Source organism: Pseudomonas sp. JAI111, assembly GCF_024809425.1.
Lineage (GTDB): Bacteria > Pseudomonadota > Gammaproteobacteria > Pseudomonadales > Pseudomonadaceae > Aquipseudomonas.
In genome coordinates this window covers 360,674-378,044 of record NZ_JANUCB010000005.1, presented here as the reverse complement: position 1 = coordinate 378,044, position 17,371 = coordinate 360,674, and the positions used below count along the sequence as shown (strand labels likewise).

Here is a 17,371-nt window from a genome sequence, read left to right as displayed (position 1 = left end):
TTCAGTGGCAGTACGACGAGCCCCGTTTTGGTTTATTCCAGGCTCAGGGCAGTATTTTTCTGTGCCGGAATCGGGTTACGCATCAACGTGCCCACCACCACCGCGCCCAGTAACGCGAGCAAACCGGCGACCAGAAGCAGCAGGCTGAAACCGCCGACGAACGCCTGGCGCGCCAACGGCTCGACCAGTGGGCGTGCCGCTTGCGGCAGCATGTTCATGGCGGCGCTCATGTCCCCGGCGACCACCCGCGAAGCAATGCCTTGTGTTTGACTGAGCCATTGCGCGCCCTGCGTCGACAGGCTGGTGCGCAGCAACAATTCTGTATGGCTGGACAGCAACGCGCCGAACACGCCAATGGCCAGCACGATCGCGCTGAAACGCATGGTGGTGCTCATGCCCGACGCCATCCCTGTGCGTTCGCGGGGCACGCAAGCCATGATGTTTTTTTGCGTGTCGCCGTTTAAAAGGCCGGCACCAGCCCCTGTCACCGCAATCGCCAGTGCGAAGGGCGCGTAGCCGCCGCTGCTGACGACCCAGGCGCTTAGCAGGTTGCCGCTGCCCACCAGGGTCAAACCGGCCGCCATCAATGTCGCGGGCTCATAGTGATGAGCGAGCCGAGCGCCGATTCGCGGGCACAACAGCATCGTCGCGGCAAACGGGAGCATCCCCAGCCCCGACGCGATGGCCGAGAAACCCAGTCCGTTTTGCAGGTAGAACGGCAGCAGCGTCATCATCACCTGGGCGCAACCGGCGTAGGCGAACATGCCGAGCAGGGCGCCGATGAAACGCGGATGCCTGAACAATTGCAGGTCGACCATCGGCCGCCGCTGCATCCGTTCAATCAGCACAAACACTCCCATCAGCACCGCGCCGCCCAACAGCCGGGCGTAGGTGGTCGGGTTGCTCCAGCCGATCCGGTTGGCCTCGATCAAGCCCCAGATCAGGCACAGCAAGCTCGCACTGAACGCCAGGCTGCCCCAAGGATCAAGGCGCGCTGACTGCGGGTCGCGAGACTCCGGCACCGCGCGCCAGACCATGACCATCAACAACACGCCCACCGGCAGGTTGAGGAAGAAGATCCAGCGCCAACCCACGTATTCGGTGATCAGCCCGCCGATTGTCGGCGCGGCGGTCATCGCCACGCCCATGCACGCGCCCCAGAACGCCCAGGCCTTGGCCCGTTCCACTTCATCGTGAAAGGTGTGGCCGATGGAGGCGAGGGCCGAGGTCAGCAACAATGCCGCGCCAACGCCTTTGATCGCCCGCGCGATGTCGAGGAACAACGCCGTGGGCGCCGCGCCGCAACCGATGGAAGCGAGGATGAAAATGCCCAGGCCACAGAGCAGGGTTTTCTGCCGGCCAAAACGGTCAGCGAGACTGCCCGCCGGGAGCAATAGCGCCGCGAAGGCCAGCATGTAGGCGCTGACCACCCATTCGATGTCGGCAAAGTTGGCGCCCAGGTCACGCGCGATGGTCGGCAGGGTGACGGCGACAATGTTGGTGTCGAGAACGATCAATGAGCAGACGCCGGAAGCCGTCAGCAGTGTCAGGCGCGGACTGACCCGGCTCATGGTGCGATTGCCTGTTGGGCAAGGCTATTGACGGCGGCAGCTACGAGGGGTTTGACGTGCATGGCGTTGGCTCTCTACTGTGATTGCAGTTGAGCTTATCGCGGTCGATTGCCGGCTTTATTAGCCTGGCATCGGGACTTCATTACCTTTGAGCTAATGCACCCATGGACATACGGCATTTCCGCTACTTTCTGGCCGTTGCCCGGCATGGCAACTTCACCCGCGCCGCCGAACAACTCGGCATTGCGCCGCCCACGTTGACTCGACAGATCCAGGACATGGAAAGCGAACTCGGCACGCGGCTGTTCGTGCGCCAGACCCGTGAAGTCAGCCTGACCGAAGCCGGCGCTGCCCTGGTGATTGAAGCCGAGGCGACGGTGCGGCAATTCGAATACGCCCAGCACAATGCACAGCGCGCCGGACGTGGGGATATTGGCCATATCGAACTGGGTTACGTAGCGTCGGCGGTTTATTCGGGGTTTCTGCAAAAACAGGTGCAGGCCTTCAGTCGCGAGTGTCCCGACGTGAGCCTGAACGTTCGGGAAAGCCCCATGGTCTCGTTGCCGGCAATGGTGGCGGAGGGACGATTCGATATTGGTTATGTCCGCTCGCCCATGACCCTGCCGGATAGCCTGGAAGCCATTCGCCTGGACGCAGAAGGCTTTGTGCTGGCGCTTTCTACCGAGTCGTGGCTGTGTCGACTGCCGGAGATCGCTCCCGAGCATTTGCAGAGCGAGACATTCATCCTGCCGGAACAAATCAGCGGCACTTTGCAAGTCGCCGCCGAGGGCGGATTTGCGCCGAAACTGGGGGCACAGCCGGGCGGGCTGGTGGCGGTGATTGCCCTGGTGTCATTGGGGCAGGGCGTGGCGGTGGTGCCGGAGTCGGTGGTCGGGCATGTCGGGTTGCCCGGCGTGGTGTACCGGACCATCAAAGGCTGCGCGGCGACGTCGTGGTTGTCGCTGATTTATCGGCGGTTCGAGAAATCGGCGGCGGTGGCCAGGTACATCGAGCAGTCCAGGAAGCCTTGAGAGCAAAAGCTTCACCAACATGTGGGAGCGAGCCTGCTCGCGATAGCGATCTCTCCAATCACACAAATGCCACAGATTACCGCCAGGCCCCACGGCTCAAGCGCGACGTGGCGCGAGGCACAGTGCACACCCGGCGCAACCTCTGGCGCAACCACATCAAGTCGTGAATCTGTTCGCGCTTCACCGCTGGCGGTCTCACCTTGCCGATGTGCCGGGCGAAATCTTGCGCCAAGGTGTCCTCGGTGCCGATCCCCTTGAGCTTTTTTACCAACTTCCCCTCTTTATAAAACAGCACAGTCGGTGAGCCGGTGACGCACGGATGCCGAGGCGACTCGCCTATGTCGAGCATATAAATGTGCGCGAAATGCCGATATGTCTCGGCGATCCTGCGAAAGATCGGCCCGGCCATTTCACAGGCGGGACAGTGTTGACTGCCGAAATAAAGAATCACCGGACGCCAGGTTCTCAGGGCCTTGCGATAGATCGGGGCCAGAGGGGGTTGGCTGAGATTCGAGCTCATTGAAAAACTCCTTTTCACAACGACATCGAGCGTTCGTAGACGGTAAAGGAGTGTGCGGGGGTGGGTCTACTGTCAGAAATTACAGGTAGTGATCTGCATCATTTTGAATCGCTATGCCCTGATTGTGGTGCAAGTACCCGTGCGTTGTGGCCAACGGTAGCGTTTTTTGAAGGTTGCGATTGGTAACGTCGATTCGAACCTTGAACCCATCCTTTTGATTCAAAACACTTTTCAATCCCCCCTACATTCCCCCCGCAACCTGTGGCACACTTTCTGCTGTCTATTCCGTTGTTACACACCAACGTCCGGTATAACGGAATACACATCACCCTGGAGTGCTTGCCATGCATCGCCGACCTTCCTTGTTAAAAGCGTGTGTTTTTGTTCTCGCGGCTTCTGCCGCTGCCATGGGTATGGCCCAGGCGGCGGACAGCAAGCTCGATAGCGTGCTGGCCCGCGGCAAATTGATTGTGGGCACGGGTAGTACCAATGCGCCGTGGCATTTCCAGGGAGCGGATGGCAAGTTGCAGGGGTTTGATATCGACATCGGGCGCATGATCGCGAAGGGGTTGTTCAACGATCCGACCAAGGTCGAGTTCGTGGTGCAGTCTTCCGATGCGCGGATTCCCAACCTGCTGACCGACAAGGTCGACATCAGTTGCCAGTTCATCACCGTCACCGCCAGCCGCGCCCAGCAAGTGGCGTTCACGCTGCCGTACTACCGCGAAGGCGTCGGCTTGCTGCTGCCGGCCAACAGCAAGTACAAGGAAATCGAAGACCTCAAGGCCGCCAACGACAGCGTGACCGTGGCGGTGTTGCAGAACGTGTACGCCGAGGAACTGGTGCATCAGGCGCTGCCCAAGGCCAAGGTCGATCAGTACGACAGCGTCGATTTGATGTACCAGGCCGTGAACTCCGGTCGTGCCGACGCGGCGGCCACCGATCAGTCGTCGGTGAAATACCTGATGGTGCAGAACCCAGGCCGCTATCGCAGCCCGACCTACGCCTGGAGCCCGCAAACCTACGCCTGCGCGGTTAAACGCGGCGATCAGGACTGGCTGAATTTCGTCAACACCACCCTGCATGAAGCCATGACCGGCGTTGAGTTCCCGACTTACGCGGCGTCCTTCAAGCAGTGGTTCGGCGTCGAGCTGCCGACCCCGGCCATCGGTTTCCCTGTCGAATTCAAATGATCCCGTGAGAGCAGGGCGATGCTGAATCGCCCCGCTCAAGGTACTGCTGACCATGAACTATCAGTTGAACTTTGCCGCCGTATGGCGCGATTTCGACACCTTGCTGGCGGGGCTCGGTCTGGGTCTTGAACTGGCACTGGTGTCGATCGCCATCGGCTGCGTGATCGGCCTGATGATGGCGTTTGCTTTGCTTTCAAAGCACCGCGCATTGCGGGTGTTGGCGTCGGTGTATGTGACGGTGATCCGTAATACGCCGATTCTGGTGTTGATTCTGTTGATCTACTTTGCCTTGCCGAGCCTGGGCATCCGCCTGGACAAGATTCCGTCGTTCATCATCACCCTGTCGCTGTATGCCGGAGCGTACCTGACCGAAGTGTTCCGGGGTGGCTTGTTGAGTATTCCCAAGGGGCAGCGTGAAGCCGGACTCGCCATCGGGCTCGGCGAGTGGCAGGTCAAGGCGTACGTCACCGTCCCGGTGATGCTGCGCAATGTGCTGCCGGCCTTGTCGAACAACTTCATTTCGCTGTTCAAGGACACCTCGCTGGCGGCGGCGATCGCCGTGCCGGAGCTGACCTATTACGCGCGCAAGATCAATGTCGAAAGCTACCGGGTGATTGAAACCTGGCTGGTGACCACAGCGCTCTATGTTGCGGCCTGTTACCTCATTGCCATGATGCTGCGTTACCTCGAGCAGCGTCTGGCGATCCGCCGATAGGAGGCCCCCATGTACGAATCACCCAGTTGGCTGCATGAGTTATGGGTTGCCCGCGAAGTGCTGTGGCAAGGCTTCTTGACCAGTGTGCAAGTCTCGGCGCTGGCGATATTGCTGGGCACGCTGGTCGGCATTGTCGCCGGTCTGGTGCTGACCTACGGCAATGTCTGGATGCGCGCGCCGTTTCGTTTTTATGTCGACATCATTCGTGGCACGCCGGTGTTTGTGCTGGTGCTGGCCTGCTTCTATATGGCGCCGGCGCTAGGCTGGCAGATCAGTGCGTTTCAGGCCGGTGCCTTGGGGCTGACATTGTTTTGCGGCTCTCACGTCGCCGAGATCGTGCGCGGCGCATTGCAGGCATTGCCCAGCGGCCAGATGGAAGCGAGCAAGGCCATCGGCCTGACGTTTTATCAGTCGCTCGGTTACGTGCTGTTGCCTCAGGCGCTGCGGCAGATCCTGCCGACGTGGGTCAACTCATCGACCGAGATCGTCAAGGCCTCGACCTTGCTGTCGGTGATCGGTGTGGCCGAGTTGTTGCTCAGCACGCAGCAGATTATTGCCCGGACTTTCATGACCCTGGAGTTTTACCTGTTCGCCGGATTTCTGTTTTTCGTCATCAACTACGCCATCGAATTACTCGGCCGGCACATTGAAAAGCGGGTGGCCTTGCCATGACTCAACCTTCGCTCTCTAACGCAAAAGATCCTCAAAACGGTCAGGCCCTGCTGGACATTCGCGGCCTGCACAAGCAATACGGCAAGCTCGAAGTGCTCAAGGGTGTCGACCTGACCATGCAGCGCGGCAACGTGGTCACGCTGATCGGTTCCAGTGGCTCGGGCAAGACCACGCTGCTGCGCTGCGTGAACATGCTCGAAGAGTTTCAGGGCGGGCAGATCATGCTCGACGGCGAGTCCATCGGCTATGACGAGGTCAACGGCAAACGCGTGCGGCACCCGGAAAAGGTCATTGCCCGGCATCGCGCGATGACCGGCATGGCGTTTCAGCAATTCAACCTGTTCCCGCACCTCACCGCGTTGCAGAACGTCACCCTGGGTTTGCTCAAGGTCAAGAAACTGCACAAGGACGAGGCCGTTGCCCTGGCAGAAAAGTGGCTGGAACGCGTCGGCCTGCTGGAGCGGCGCGATCACTACCCGGGCCAGTTGTCCGGCGGCCAGCAACAGCGCGTAGCGATTGCCCGGGCGATTGCGATGAACCCCAGCCTGATGCTGTTCGACGAAGTCACCTCGGCCCTCGACCCGGAACTGGTTGGCGAAGTGCTGAATGTGATCAAGGGGCTGGCCGAAGATGGCATGACCATGCTGCTGGTGACCCACGAGATGCGCTTTGCGTTTGAGGTCTCGGACAAGATCGTTTTCATGAATCAGGGGCGGATCGAAGAGCAGGGGCCTCCCAAGGAACTGTTCGAACGCCCGCAATCACCACGTCTGGCAGAGTTTCTCAAGAACACGCGGTTCTGATTTTTTTTCAAAAGCATTTTCACGATTCAATCAGGAGAAACACTCATGAGCATCACTCGTTACGGCACCGGCAGCACCGCCGCTGGCGGTCAACCTCGCCCTTTCGCCCGCGCCGTTGAAGCCGATGGCTGGCTGCACGTGTCCGGGCAGGTGCCGGCATTGGATGGCGAGATCATCATCGGTGGCATCGTCGAGCAGACCCACCAGACCATGAAGAACCTGATCGCGATTCTCGAAGAGGCCGGTTATGGCCTGGAAGACGTAGTGCGTGCTGGCGTGTGGCTGGAGGACCCAAGGGATTTCACCAGTTTCAACAAGGTCTTCTCCGAGTATTTCAAACCCGAACACGCCCCGGCCCGGGCCTGTGTGCAGGCGAACATGATGGTCGATTGCAAGGTCGAGATCGACTGCATCGCTTACAAGAAAAAGGCCTGAACCGAGTCGCGCCCATCGCGGGCAAGCCACGCTCCCACAGGGGAATGCATTCCAAATGTGGGAGCGAGCTTGCTCGCGATGACGGCCTAACGGTCGACGCAGCACTCTAGGTAAACTCCCGGCGAATTGTATGGGAACCACAGAAATGACCGAAGACACCATCAAGCGCCGGGCACGCGGTCTGGACCGGGCGTTCGATATCCTCGATTTCCTCAAGGAAGTCGGCAAACCGCTGCGCCCGAACGAAATCGCCAGCGGCATTGGCAGCCCGAAATCCACGGTCTACGAACTGGTCGCCTCGCTGCTGGAACGACGGATTCTGGAACCTGTGGGCAAGGACGGTCATGTTTACCTCGGCCGCCAGCTGTACTTCCTCGGGCAGGCGCACTTGCGTCATTTCGACCTGACGCGCGAGGCCGATCACGCCCTGCAGGAAATCGTCAGCCAGACCCATGAAACCGCCCAGATGTGCCTGCTCAACGGGCGCAAATACACGGTGGCGTTGATGAAGGAGGGCGAGCGGCATTTCCGCATTTCCTCCGACATCGGCGAAAACGCGCCGATTCCCTGGACCGCTTCCGGGCGCCTGTTACTGGCGCACTTGAGCGATCAGGAAATCATCGACCTGATCGATCACGACGACTTCATCCTGCCCAACGGCGAACGCCTGCCGCTGGAGCAATTTCTCGGTGAGATCCGTCAGGCGCACATCGATGGCTTTTTCTCCTTCGATAGCGTCGCCGACACCTTCACCCATTGCTTCGCCGCCCCGGTCAAAGACCCGAGCGGCGTGGCCATTGCGACCCTGTGCATCGTCGCCCCTCGCGCCGATGCGAAAAACAATTACAACGACTATCGCCGGGTGCTGATCGACAGCGCCAATAGCCTCGCCCGGCGCATCAACGAATAACCGCGGCTGCCTGCGGCCGCGAATGTGAGGAGTTCGACCATGTCTACTGCCCAAAATACTGCCGCTGTGGAAAAGGGCTTTGCCCAGACCGGCGCCAACCTGGTACGCGATGTCAGCCTGCCTGCATTGGTGCTGCATCGCGAGGCGCTGGAGCACAACATTCGCTGGATGCAGGCGTTTGTCAGCAACAGCGGCGCCGAACTCGCGCCTCACGGCAAAACCAGCATGACGCCGGCATTGTTCCGCCGCCAACTCGACGCCGGCGCCTGGGGCATCACCCTGGCCAGCGCCACGCAGACTCGTGCCGCCTATGCCCACGGCGTGCGCCGGGTGCTGATGGCCAACCAACTGGTCGGCACACCAAACATGGCGCTGATCGCCGACCTGCTGGTCGACCCGACATTCGAGTTCCACTGCATGGTCGATCACCCGGACAACGTCGCTGACCTCGGGGCGTATTTCGCATCCCGCGGTGTGCGCTTGAACGTGATGATCGAGTACGGCGTGGTCGGCGGACGTTGCGGTTGCCGCACCGAAGATGAAGTGATCGAGCTGGCCAAAGCCATCGGCGCCCAGCCAGCGTTGGCTCTGACTGGCATCGAAGGCTATGAAGGTGTGATCCACGGTGATCATGCAGTCTCGGGCATCCGCGCCTTCGCCGGGTCGCTGGTGCGTCTGGCCGTGCAGTTGCAGGACAGCGGAGCTTTTGCGATTCCCAAACCGATCATCACGGCATCCGGGTCGGCCTGGTATGACTTGATTGCCGAAGAGTTCGAAGCGCAGAACGCCAGCGGACGCTTCCTCAGCGTGTTGCGCCCTGGCAGCTATGTCGCGCACGACCATGGCATCTACAAAGAAGCGCAATGCTGCGTGCTCGATCGCCGCAGTGATCTGCACGAGGGGCTGCGCCCGGCGCTGGAAGTCTGGGCCCACGTGCAGTCGTTGCCTGAGCCGGGCTTTGCGGTGATTGCCCTGGGTAAACGTGACGTCGCCTACGACGCGGGGTTGCCGGTGCCGCTGCTGCGTTACAAGGCTGGTGTCGTGCCGGCGAGCGGCGACGATGTCAGCGCGTGCAAGGTGACGGCAGTGATGGACCAGCACGCCTTCATGACCGTGGCCCCGGGGATCGAGTTGCGTGTGGGCGACATCATTTCGTTTGGTACCTCCCACCCGTGCCTGACGTTCGACAAATGGCGCACCGGGTGTCTGGTGGATGAGCAGCTGAATGTCATCGAAACCATGGAAACCTGTTTCTAAGCCTTCAGACCGAGGTGCGGCCATCGCGAGCAAGCTCGCTCCCACATGGGATCTTCAGTGCTCACACAATCCCTGTGGGAGTGAGCCTGCTCGCGATGGCGGCCTACCAGACAACATCGCAACACCAGAGACCCATGACAATGACCAGCATCAGCACCCTCGGCCCCCACACGCCGCGCATCGCCCTGATCGGCGAGTGCATGATCGAACTGCAGCAGCGCGCCGACGGCAGCCTGCAACAAAGCTTCGGCGGCGATACCTTGAACACGGCGGTCTACTTGTCCCGGGAACTGGGCTCAAGCGGTGTCGTCGATTACGTCACCGCCCTGGGCGATGACAGTTTCAGCGATGCCATGTGCCAGAGCTGGGCGAGTGAAAATGTCGGACTGGGTATGGTCCAGCGCCTGACCGGGCGATTGCCAGGTTTGTACTGCATTCAAACCGATGCCGCTGGCGAACGGCGTTTCCTGTATTGGCGCAATGAAGCGGCGGTGCGCGATTGCTTCACCACCCCGGCCGCCGCACCGATCCTGGCGGCATTGCCGGATTACGACGTGCTGTACTTCAGCGGCATCACCCTGGCGGTGCTCGGCGCGCAAGGCCGAGAGAGGTTGCTGGAAACCCTGATCGAAGCCCGGCAACGCGATGCGCGGATCGTATTCGACAACAACTACCGGCCACGTTTGTGGACCTCGGTCGAAGAGGCGCGAGCGGCGTATCGCAGCGTCCTGCCTTATATCGACCTGGCATTGTTGACCGTTGATGATGAGCAAGCGCTGTTTCACTTTTCCGATAGCGCGGCGGTGTTTGCCGCTTACGAGCAGATCGGCACGCCTGAAGTGGTGCTCAAACGCGGCGCCGAGGCCTGTTTGATTCGGTGTGATGGCGAGTCATTTGAAGTGCCTGCGCAGAAGGTCGAGCGAGTGGTCGACACCACGGCGGCGGGAGATTCGTTCAGTGCGGCGTATCTGGCCTGTCGCCTCAAGGGCGGGAGCCCGGTTGAAGCGGCCGAGGCCGGGCATCGATTGGCGAGTCGGGTGATTCAGGTGCCGGGGGCGTTAATCCCTAAGTAAGGGGTTAATGGCCGTCTGCTTCGCAGTCGGATCGCGAGCAGGCTCGCTCCCACAGGGGATTTGTGTGCGCCGCAGATCCAACGTGGGAGCGAGCTTGCTCGCGATGGGGCCCTGAAGCCCACCCCATCAATCCCGGTAAAACACCTGCACCAGGTGATACCCAAACTTGCTCTTGATCGGCCCATGCACCACCCGCAGCGGTTTTTTGAAGATCACCGCATCGATCACCCCGACCATTTGCCCGGGGCGCACTTCGCCCAGGTCGCCGCCGCGTTTGCCGGATGGGCAGGTGGAGTACTTCTTGGCCAGCACATCGAAGGCTTCGCCCTTGGCGATGCGTTGTTTGAGCTGCTCGGCTTCTTCCGAGGTTTTCACCAGAATATGGCGGGCTTGAGCTTTCATTGGCAGTACCTTGCAACGGTGATGGCTATGTTGGTGCCAGCGTGGGGCGCGCGATTATGCCTCAACTCACTCCGGTTGGCCGATCATCGTGCGAATCTTGTTGGCCAACAGGTCGATGGAAAAGGGCTTGGCGACCATGTCCATGCCTTCTTCCAGGAAGCCCTGGCGTTCCGCCGCCTTCTGCGCATAACCGGTCATGAACAGCACTTTGAGGGCCGGACGATGCTGGCGAGCGATTTCCGCCAGTTGTCGACCGTTCATTCCCGGCAGGCCGACATCGGTCACCAGCAGATCGACCCGCAGGTCGGATTCAAGCAAGGGCAGGGCGGCCTTCGCATCTTCGGCTTCATGGGCGTGATAACCCAGCTCGTTGAGCAGGTCGAGCACCAGCATGCGCACCGCTGGGTCATCTTCCACCAACAACACGGTTTCACCGGCAATCGCTGGCGGCGCCTCGCCAGTCGATGGCATCAGGACGTTTTGCGGTTCCAGGACGTGCAGCCGTGGCAAGTACAACCGCACGCTGGTGCCCTGGCCGGGCACGCTGTACAGGCTGACGTGACCGCCTGATTGCTGGGCGAAACCGTAGATCATCGACAATCCCAGGCCCGTGCCCTGGCCGATGGGTTTGGTGGTGAAGAACGGGTCGAAGGCCTTGGCCAGCACCGAAGGCGTCATGCCGGTGCCGTTATCGCTGACGGCAATCATCACGTAATCCCCGGCCTTGACAGGTTCCAGGGTGGTGATGTCAGTGCCGTCGAGGTAGATGTTGGCGGTTTCAATCAGCAATTCGCCGCCATCGGGCATGGCGTCCCGGGCGTTGATCACCAGGTTGAGCAAGGCGTTTTCCAGTTGGCTGACGTCGGTGCTGATCGGCCACACCTCGTCGGCCAATTGCAGCTTGAGCTCAATGTGATCGCCTTTGGTGCGACTGAGCAGATCTTCCAGCGAATGCACCAGTTCGTTGGCGTTAAGCGGCTTGCGATCCAGCGACTGGCGCCGGGAGAACGCCAGCAGACGATGGGTCAGTGCGGCCGCGCGATTGGCCGAAGACACCGCCGCTTCGGTGAAACGGCCGATTTCGGCGGCGCGCCCGTCAGCGATGTAGCGCTGCATCAGGTCGAGGCTGCCGATGATCCCGGTGAGCATGTTGTTGAAGTCATGGGCGATGCCGCCCGTGAGCTGGCCGACCGCCTCCATCTTCTGTGCGTGGCGTAACGCCTCTTCAGCGCGCTCGCGTTCGATCATTTCGTTTTGCAGTTTCTGGTTGGCCTCGGCCAGTTGCCGGGTACGCGCGGCGACCCGCTCCTCAAGGGTGTCGTTAAGGTTGCGCAGGGCTTCTTCGGTTTGTTTGCGCTCGGTTTCATCGATCACAAAAATGTAGAAACCGTTCACGGCGCCGTCCGGACCATGGCGCGGCAGGTAATTCATCAACGCGTGGCGCAGACTTCCGTCGCGGTGCGGCGTATTGATGCTGAAACTGCAAGGTTTGCCGGACAGTGCCAGGGCAATGTATTCGGCGCGCAAGGCATAGGCTTCTTCGCCCAGCACTTCGCGGACGGTTTTGCCATACAGCTCCTGAGGCGTCAGCCCGTACCAGTCGAGGTAGGCGGCGTTGTTCAGGCGAAAGCGTTCTTCGCTGTCCACGTAGCTGATCAGGATCGGCATGGCGTTGATGATCAGTTGCAGCTCGGTCTGGCTCTGGCGCAAGGCCTGTTCGGTGTGTTTGCGCTCGGTCAAGTCCAGTGCGGCGCCGAGGAAGCGGATCGGCCGGCCATGGTGGTCCTTGTAGCAACGACCCCGGGCAAACACCCAGCGCTGCTGCCCATCGGGTTGCAGCAAGCGATATTCCTCGGCGTACTCGCTGCCATTGGCGATGCACTGTTTGATGCTGCGGGCAATCATCCCCCGGTCCTCCGGGTGCACACCCTGAAGGTATTCAGTGATCGGCAATTGACCGGCAAGCGCAGGATCGACGCCGTGCAACTGGGCAAAATGCGCGTCGGCGATGAAGCGGTCCTCACCGATGTCCCAGTCCCAGGTGCCCACGGCGTCGGTCGCAGCCAGCGCCAGTTGCAGGCGCTGTTCGGTTTCTTGCTGAGCCTTGAGGCTGGCGGCCGAGCGTTGTTCGAGCTCCAGGGCGATGCGTCGGCGTTCGTTGGTTTCGATGGCCGTGACCAGAATTCCGGCAACCTCGGCGCTTTCATCGCGGATCGGGCTGTAGGTCAGGTCGAGCCAGAAGTCCGAATCCCGCCCATCGCGTTGCAGGGTAAAGCTAAAGCGTTGTTCGCTGTAGGTTCGCACCTGGCCTTGTAGGACGGCGCTGTAAATAGGGTCGGTAAAGTCTTTGAGTTCTGGCCAGATCTGGTGTGTAGGTTGTCCGAAAGCGTGTGGATGCTTGCTGCCAGCGAGCAGCGCAAAGCCGTCGTTATAGATCTGCGTCAGCTGCGGGCCCCACAGCAACAACATCGGCATCGGCGAATGAATCACGATGTCCACGGCGGTGCGCAGGCTCTGTGGCCAGGTACTGGCAGCCCCCAGCGGGGTGCTTGCCCAGTCCATTCTGGCAATCAGGGCCTGGGCATCGCTGCCCGTCGGTGATGCGTTCATCAAATTGTCCTGCACTTAAGTCGGTGTGGCGGCGTCTACTATCCTTGCAGGGCGATAGACGCTGGATGACCCGCTTCAGGTCATTATTTTTTCATTGAATGCTTCGCGGGTGCTTTTTGCCATGGAAATCGATGTGTTGTTACGGATACTGGCCCATCAGGACGGATCCGATCTTTACCTGTCCACCGGTGCGCCACCCAGCGCACGGTTCGACGGCGTGCTCAAGCCGCTGGCCGATCAGCCGTTCAAACCGGGGGAGGTCGCGGCCATTGCCGAGTCCATCATGGACGCCGAACAGCGTCTGGAGTTCGATCGTGAACTGGAAATGAACCTGGCGATTTCGCTGGCGGGCATCGGCCGCTTTCGGGTCAACATCTTCAAGCAGCGCAACGATGTGTCAATCGTGGCGCGCAATATCAAGCTCGACATTCCACGCTTCGAGGACCTCAAGCTGCCGGCGGTGCTGCTCGAAACCGTGATGCTCAAGCAAGGCCTGATGCTGTTCGTCGGTGCTACCGCCTCGGGCAAATCGACGTCGCTGGCGGCACTGATCGATTACCGCAACCGTCACAGCAGCGGCCATATCGTCACCATCGAAGACCCGATCGAATATATCCATCGCCACAAGCGTTCAATCATCAACCAGCGTGAAGTCGGGGTCGATACCCGCAGTTTTCACGCTGCCTTGAAAAATACCCTGCGCCAGGCCCCGGACGTGGTACTGATCGGCGAAATCCGTGACCGGGAAACCATGGAACACGCACTGGCGTTCGCCGACACCGGCCATCTGGTGATTTCCACCTTGCATGCGCATAACGCCCATCAGGCGCTGGACCGCATTATCAATTTTTTCCCCGAAGAGCGCCGCGCGCAACTGCTGCATGACCTGGGCAACAACCTCAAGGCGTTCGTCTCCCAACGGCTGGTGCGCACCCGCGACGGGCAGCGTCGGGCAGCGGTGGAAGTGATGCTGGGCACGCCGACCATCGCCGATTTGATTCGCAGCAACGAGTTTGCCGATCTCAAGGGGATCATGGAAAAGTCGGTGGAACTGGGGATGCAGACGTTTGATGCCGCGTTGTATGGGTTGGTGGTCGAAGGGGCCATCAGCGAGGAAGAAGCGCTCAAGCATGCGGATTCGGTTAACAATCTTCGCCTGCGGCTGAAGTTGCATGCCGATGCGGCGCCATCCACCCAGCCTTCCTCCGGGGAATGGGGCCTCATGGATTGACACCGCTCCCACAGGAGATTCAGGTTTGGAGTTCCGGGCGGTTGCGGAATTGTTCGAGCGCTTCGGGATTGGCCAGCGCGTCGGTATTCTTCACCTTTTGCCCATGCACCACATTGCGCACCGCCAACTCGACCACCTTGCCGCTGATGGTTCGCGGGATGTCCGTCACTGCGACAATCTTTGCCGGCACATGCCGTGGCGTGGTGTTGGCGCGGATGACGTCGCGGATCTGTTGTTGCAGCGCTTCGTCGAGCTCGACACCGTCGCGCAATCGCACGAACAGCACCACCCGCACGTCATCCTGCCATTGCTGACCGATGGCCACACTGTCCAGCACCTGCGGGACTTTCTCCACTTGGCGGTAGATTTCCGCGGTGCCGATACGAACCCCACCGGGGTTAAGTACGGCGTCTGAACGCCCGTGGATCATCATCGCGCCATGGGGCAGTTGCTCGGCGTAGTCGCCCTGAGCCCAGACGCCGGGGAACTGACTGAAATAGGACGCATGCAGTTTTTCCTGTTGCGGATCATTCCAGAAGCCGATGGGCATGGCCGGGAAGTGCCGGGTGCAGACCAGCTCACCTTTTTCGCCAATGACCGGGCGGCTGTCGTCGTTCCAGACTTCGACTGCCATGCCCAGGCTCTTGCCCTGAATTTCGCCGCGACGCACAGGCTCGAACGGGTTGCTGTTCACAAAACACGAAACGATATCGGTGCCGCCGGACATCGACGCCAGGCACAGGTCGGACTTGAAATCGCGGTAGACGTAATCGTAGCTCTGCGGTGACAGCGCGGAGCCGGTGCAGAGCAGGGTTTTCAGGCTGCTCAGGTCATGGCTTTCGCGCGGCTTGACGCCGTTGCTTTCCAGGGTCGCCAGGTATTTCGGGCTGGTGCCGAAAACGCTGATGCGTTCATCGTCGATGAGGTCGATCAAGCGCTCCGGGTTCGGATGAAACGGCGACCCGTCGTACAGCACCACGGCACTGCCCACGGCCAGGGCCGAGACCAGCCAGTTCCACATCATCCAGCCGCAGGTGGTGTAGTAGAACAAGCGGTCGCCGGGGCCGAGGTCGCAATGCAGGCCATGCTCCTTGACGTGCTGCAGCAACACGCCGCCGGTGCTGTGGATGATGCATTTCGGCACGCCGGTGGTGCCGCTGGAATAGAGGATGTACAGCGGGTGCGCGAAGGGCACGGGCACGAAATCCGGCTCGCCGCCGACATCGTAGAAGTCGTCCCACAACGTCACATTCGCCCGGGTGTGGAAGTGTTCGATGCGTGCTTGCGGGAGGGCGTAAGGCACCACGATCAACTGCTGCAAGGATGGCAGGCGTTCGAGGATTTCATTAACCTTGGCACGCTGGTCGATCTCTTTTCCGGCGTAGCGATAACCGGCGCAGGTGATCAGCACCTTTGGCTCGATCTGGCCGAATCGGTCGATCACGCCCTGAGTGCCGAAGTCTGGTGACGAGCAGGACCAGATCGCCCCCAGGCTGGTGGTGGCAAGCATCGCCACCAGGGTTTGCCAGGTATTGGGCATGCACGCGGCGACACGGTCGCCGAGGCCGACGCCGGCGGCGATCAAGCTGTGTTGAAAACCGGCGACATGCTCGGCCAGTTCGGCCCAGGTCAGGTGTTCACGCTGGCCGTTCTCACCAATGGCAATCACCGCCACGGCATCGTCGCGACGGCGCAGCAAGTGCTCGGCGAAGTTCAGGGTCGCACCGGGGAACCACTGGGCGCTGGGCATCTGCGCGCCCTCGACCAGCACTGCGTCGGGCTGATCGTGGAAGCGGATGTCGAAAAAGTCGACGATCGCCTGCCAGAACGCTTCGCGCTGGTCGATGGACCATTGGTGCAGGGCGGCGTAATCGTCGAGGTGGATGTGGTGGCGCGCGATGACGAAGCGCCGAAAGGCTTCCATGCGGGTCTTGCTGATGCGCTGTGCGCTGGGTTGCCAGAGGATGTCGGACATGGTTTGCCTCTTCTTATAACTTTAGATCCATTCAGATCGTTCCCACGTCGAGGCGTCGAACCGTCTGCGTGGGAATGCCTCAACGGACGCTCCGCGTTCGGCTCTTGGGACGCAGAGCGTCCCGGGCTGCATTCCCACGCAGAGCGTGGGAACGATCAGACGGTTCGACGCGGGGACGATCATCGAGGGTAATTACTGCGCCAACCACCCACCATCAATATTCCAAGCCGCGCCCCGCACCTGGCTTCCCGCTTCGCTGCACAGGAACAGCACCAGTTCACCCAGTTGCGACGGGGTGACGAATTCCAGCGACGGCTGTTTCTCGGCCAGCAAATCATGCTGCGCCTGTTGCGGATCGATCCCCGTGGCGATCCGATCATCAATCTGCTTCTGCACCAATGGCGTCAACACCCAGCCAGGGCAAATGGCATTGCAGGTGACGTGGGTGGTGGCCGTTTCCAGCCCAACCACCTTGGTCAAACCGATCACGCCATGCTTGGCGGCCACGTACGCCGCCTTGCCGACCGAGCCGACCTGGCCATGCACCGAGGCGATGTTGATGATCCGGCCCCAGTTCTTGGCCCGCATGCGCGGCAGGCACAGGCGGGTGCTGTGAAACACCGAGGACAGGTTGATCGCAATGATCGAATCCCAGCGCTCCACGGGAAATTCTTCTACCGAGGCCACGTGCTGGATACCGGCATTGTTGACCAGAATGTCGATGCCGCCGAACTCGCGTTCGGCGTAGCTGACCATATTGGCAATCTGCTCGGGGTCGCTGACATCGGCCGGGTGATGCCCGACCTTGCCGCCGTATTGCTGGACTTCGGCGATGACCGCAGAGGCATCACCGAAACCGTTGAGGACCACGTTGGCGCCAGCCTTGGCAAGGCTGAGGGCGATCCCCAAGCCGATGCCGCTGGTGGAACCGGTAACCAGTGCGGTTTTGCCCGAAAGAGTCGTCATGAATACC

Annotated in this window: 16 protein-coding genes; 10 read left to right on the top strand and 6 right to left on the bottom strand. The window is 60.8% G+C overall.

Features of this window, described 5'->3' with window-relative positions; genetic code table 11:
* Window positions 1-32: 32 nt before the first annotated feature.
* Window positions 33-1,571, bottom strand: coding sequence for an MFS transporter (locus tag HNR03_RS18550; protein ID WP_259155075.1), 1,539 nt, complete (start codon window positions 1,569-1,571; stop codon window positions 33-35).
* A gap of 164 nt (window positions 1,572-1,735) precedes the next feature.
* Here HNR03_RS18550 and HNR03_RS18545 point away from each other — a divergent pair, with 164 nt between their 5' ends.
* Window positions 1,736-2,602, top strand: a complete 867-nt coding sequence (locus HNR03_RS18545) for a LysR family transcriptional regulator (protein WP_259155074.1) — start codon at window positions 1,736-1,738, stop codon at window positions 2,600-2,602.
* A 76-nt stretch (window positions 2,603-2,678) separates the two neighbouring features.
* On the opposite strand, the gene HNR03_RS18540 is transcribed toward HNR03_RS18545, so the two are convergent.
* On the bottom strand, window positions 2,679-3,122 hold the full coding sequence (locus tag HNR03_RS18540; RefSeq protein ID WP_259155073.1) for a co-chaperone YbbN: 444 nt from the start codon (window positions 3,120-3,122) through the stop codon (window positions 2,679-2,681).
* A 344-nt stretch (window positions 3,123-3,466) separates the two neighbouring features.
* Between HNR03_RS18540 and HNR03_RS18535 the strand changes: the two genes are divergently transcribed.
* The 8 genes from HNR03_RS18535 to HNR03_RS18500 all read left to right on the top strand — a co-directional run bounded on the left by HNR03_RS18535 (window position 3,467) and on the right by HNR03_RS18500 (window position 10,180).
* Complete coding sequence (locus HNR03_RS18535; protein WP_259155072.1) at window positions 3,467-4,315, top strand: transporter substrate-binding domain-containing protein; 849 nt, start codon at window positions 3,467-3,469, stop codon at window positions 4,313-4,315.
* Window positions 4,316-4,367: 52 nt separating this feature from the next.
* On the top strand, window positions 4,368-5,030 hold the full coding sequence (locus tag HNR03_RS18530; RefSeq protein WP_008015908.1) for an amino acid ABC transporter permease: 663 nt from the start codon (window positions 4,368-4,370) through the stop codon (window positions 5,028-5,030).
* Window positions 5,031-5,039: 9 nt separating this feature from the next.
* Window positions 5,040-5,702, top strand: coding sequence for an amino acid ABC transporter permease (locus tag HNR03_RS18525; protein ID WP_208668001.1), 663 nt, complete (start codon window positions 5,040-5,042; stop codon window positions 5,700-5,702).
* Window positions 5,699-6,505 (top strand): amino acid ABC transporter ATP-binding protein, encoded by an 807-nt coding sequence (locus tag HNR03_RS18520; RefSeq protein ID WP_090183459.1) that lies wholly within the window; start codon window positions 5,699-5,701, stop codon window positions 6,503-6,505. Before HNR03_RS18525 ends, HNR03_RS18520 begins: the two co-directional genes overlap by 4 nt.
* A gap of 45 nt (window positions 6,506-6,550) precedes the next feature.
* A complete protein-coding gene (locus HNR03_RS18515) occupies window positions 6,551-6,940 on the top strand; it encodes a RidA family protein (protein WP_222586440.1) in 390 nt (129 codons plus the stop codon).
* Between the two features lie 145 nt (window positions 6,941-7,085).
* Window positions 7,086-7,850 (top strand): IclR family transcriptional regulator, encoded by a 765-nt coding sequence (locus tag HNR03_RS18510; protein ID WP_090183462.1) that lies wholly within the window; start codon window positions 7,086-7,088, stop codon window positions 7,848-7,850.
* Window positions 7,851-7,889: 39 nt separating this feature from the next.
* A complete protein-coding gene (locus HNR03_RS18505) occupies window positions 7,890-9,107 on the top strand; it encodes an amino acid deaminase (RefSeq protein ID WP_259155071.1) in 1,218 nt (405 codons plus the stop codon).
* Between the two features lie 140 nt (window positions 9,108-9,247).
* Window positions 9,248-10,180 carry a sugar kinase gene (locus tag HNR03_RS18500; RefSeq protein WP_259155070.1) on the top strand — a complete coding sequence of 311 codons (933 nt, stop codon included), beginning with the start codon at window positions 9,248-9,250 and terminating at the stop codon, window positions 10,178-10,180.
* Window positions 10,181-10,306: 126 nt separating this feature from the next.
* Here the strand turns inward: HNR03_RS18500 and HNR03_RS18495 are convergent, their stop codons facing one another.
* Complete coding sequence (locus tag HNR03_RS18495) at window positions 10,307-10,582, bottom strand: peptidylprolyl isomerase (protein ID WP_007898282.1); 276 nt, start codon at window positions 10,580-10,582, stop codon at window positions 10,307-10,309.
* Window positions 10,583-10,648: 66 nt separating this feature from the next.
* Window positions 10,649-13,192, bottom strand: a complete 2,544-nt coding sequence (locus HNR03_RS18490) for a PAS domain-containing protein (protein WP_259155065.1) — start codon at window positions 13,190-13,192, stop codon at window positions 10,649-10,651.
* Between the two features lie 121 nt (window positions 13,193-13,313).
* Here HNR03_RS18490 and HNR03_RS18485 point away from each other — a divergent pair, with 121 nt between their 5' ends.
* Window positions 13,314-14,423, top strand: coding sequence for a PilT/PilU family type 4a pilus ATPase (locus HNR03_RS18485; protein WP_259155064.1), 1,110 nt, complete (start codon window positions 13,314-13,316; stop codon window positions 14,421-14,423).
* 19 nt (window positions 14,424-14,442) lie between these two features.
* On the opposite strand, the gene HNR03_RS18480 is transcribed toward HNR03_RS18485, so the two are convergent.
* Together HNR03_RS18480 and hbdH are read right to left on the bottom strand one after the other, a co-directional pair.
* Window positions 14,443-16,398, bottom strand: a complete 1,956-nt coding sequence (locus tag HNR03_RS18480; RefSeq protein WP_259155063.1) for an acetoacetate--CoA ligase — start codon at window positions 16,396-16,398, stop codon at window positions 14,443-14,445.
* A 192-nt stretch (window positions 16,399-16,590) separates the two neighbouring features.
* Entirely contained in the window at window positions 16,591-17,364 is a 774-nt protein-coding gene (hbdH, locus tag HNR03_RS18475; protein WP_259155062.1) for a 3-hydroxybutyrate dehydrogenase, read from the bottom strand.
* Between the last annotated feature and the right edge of the window lie 7 nt (window positions 17,365-17,371).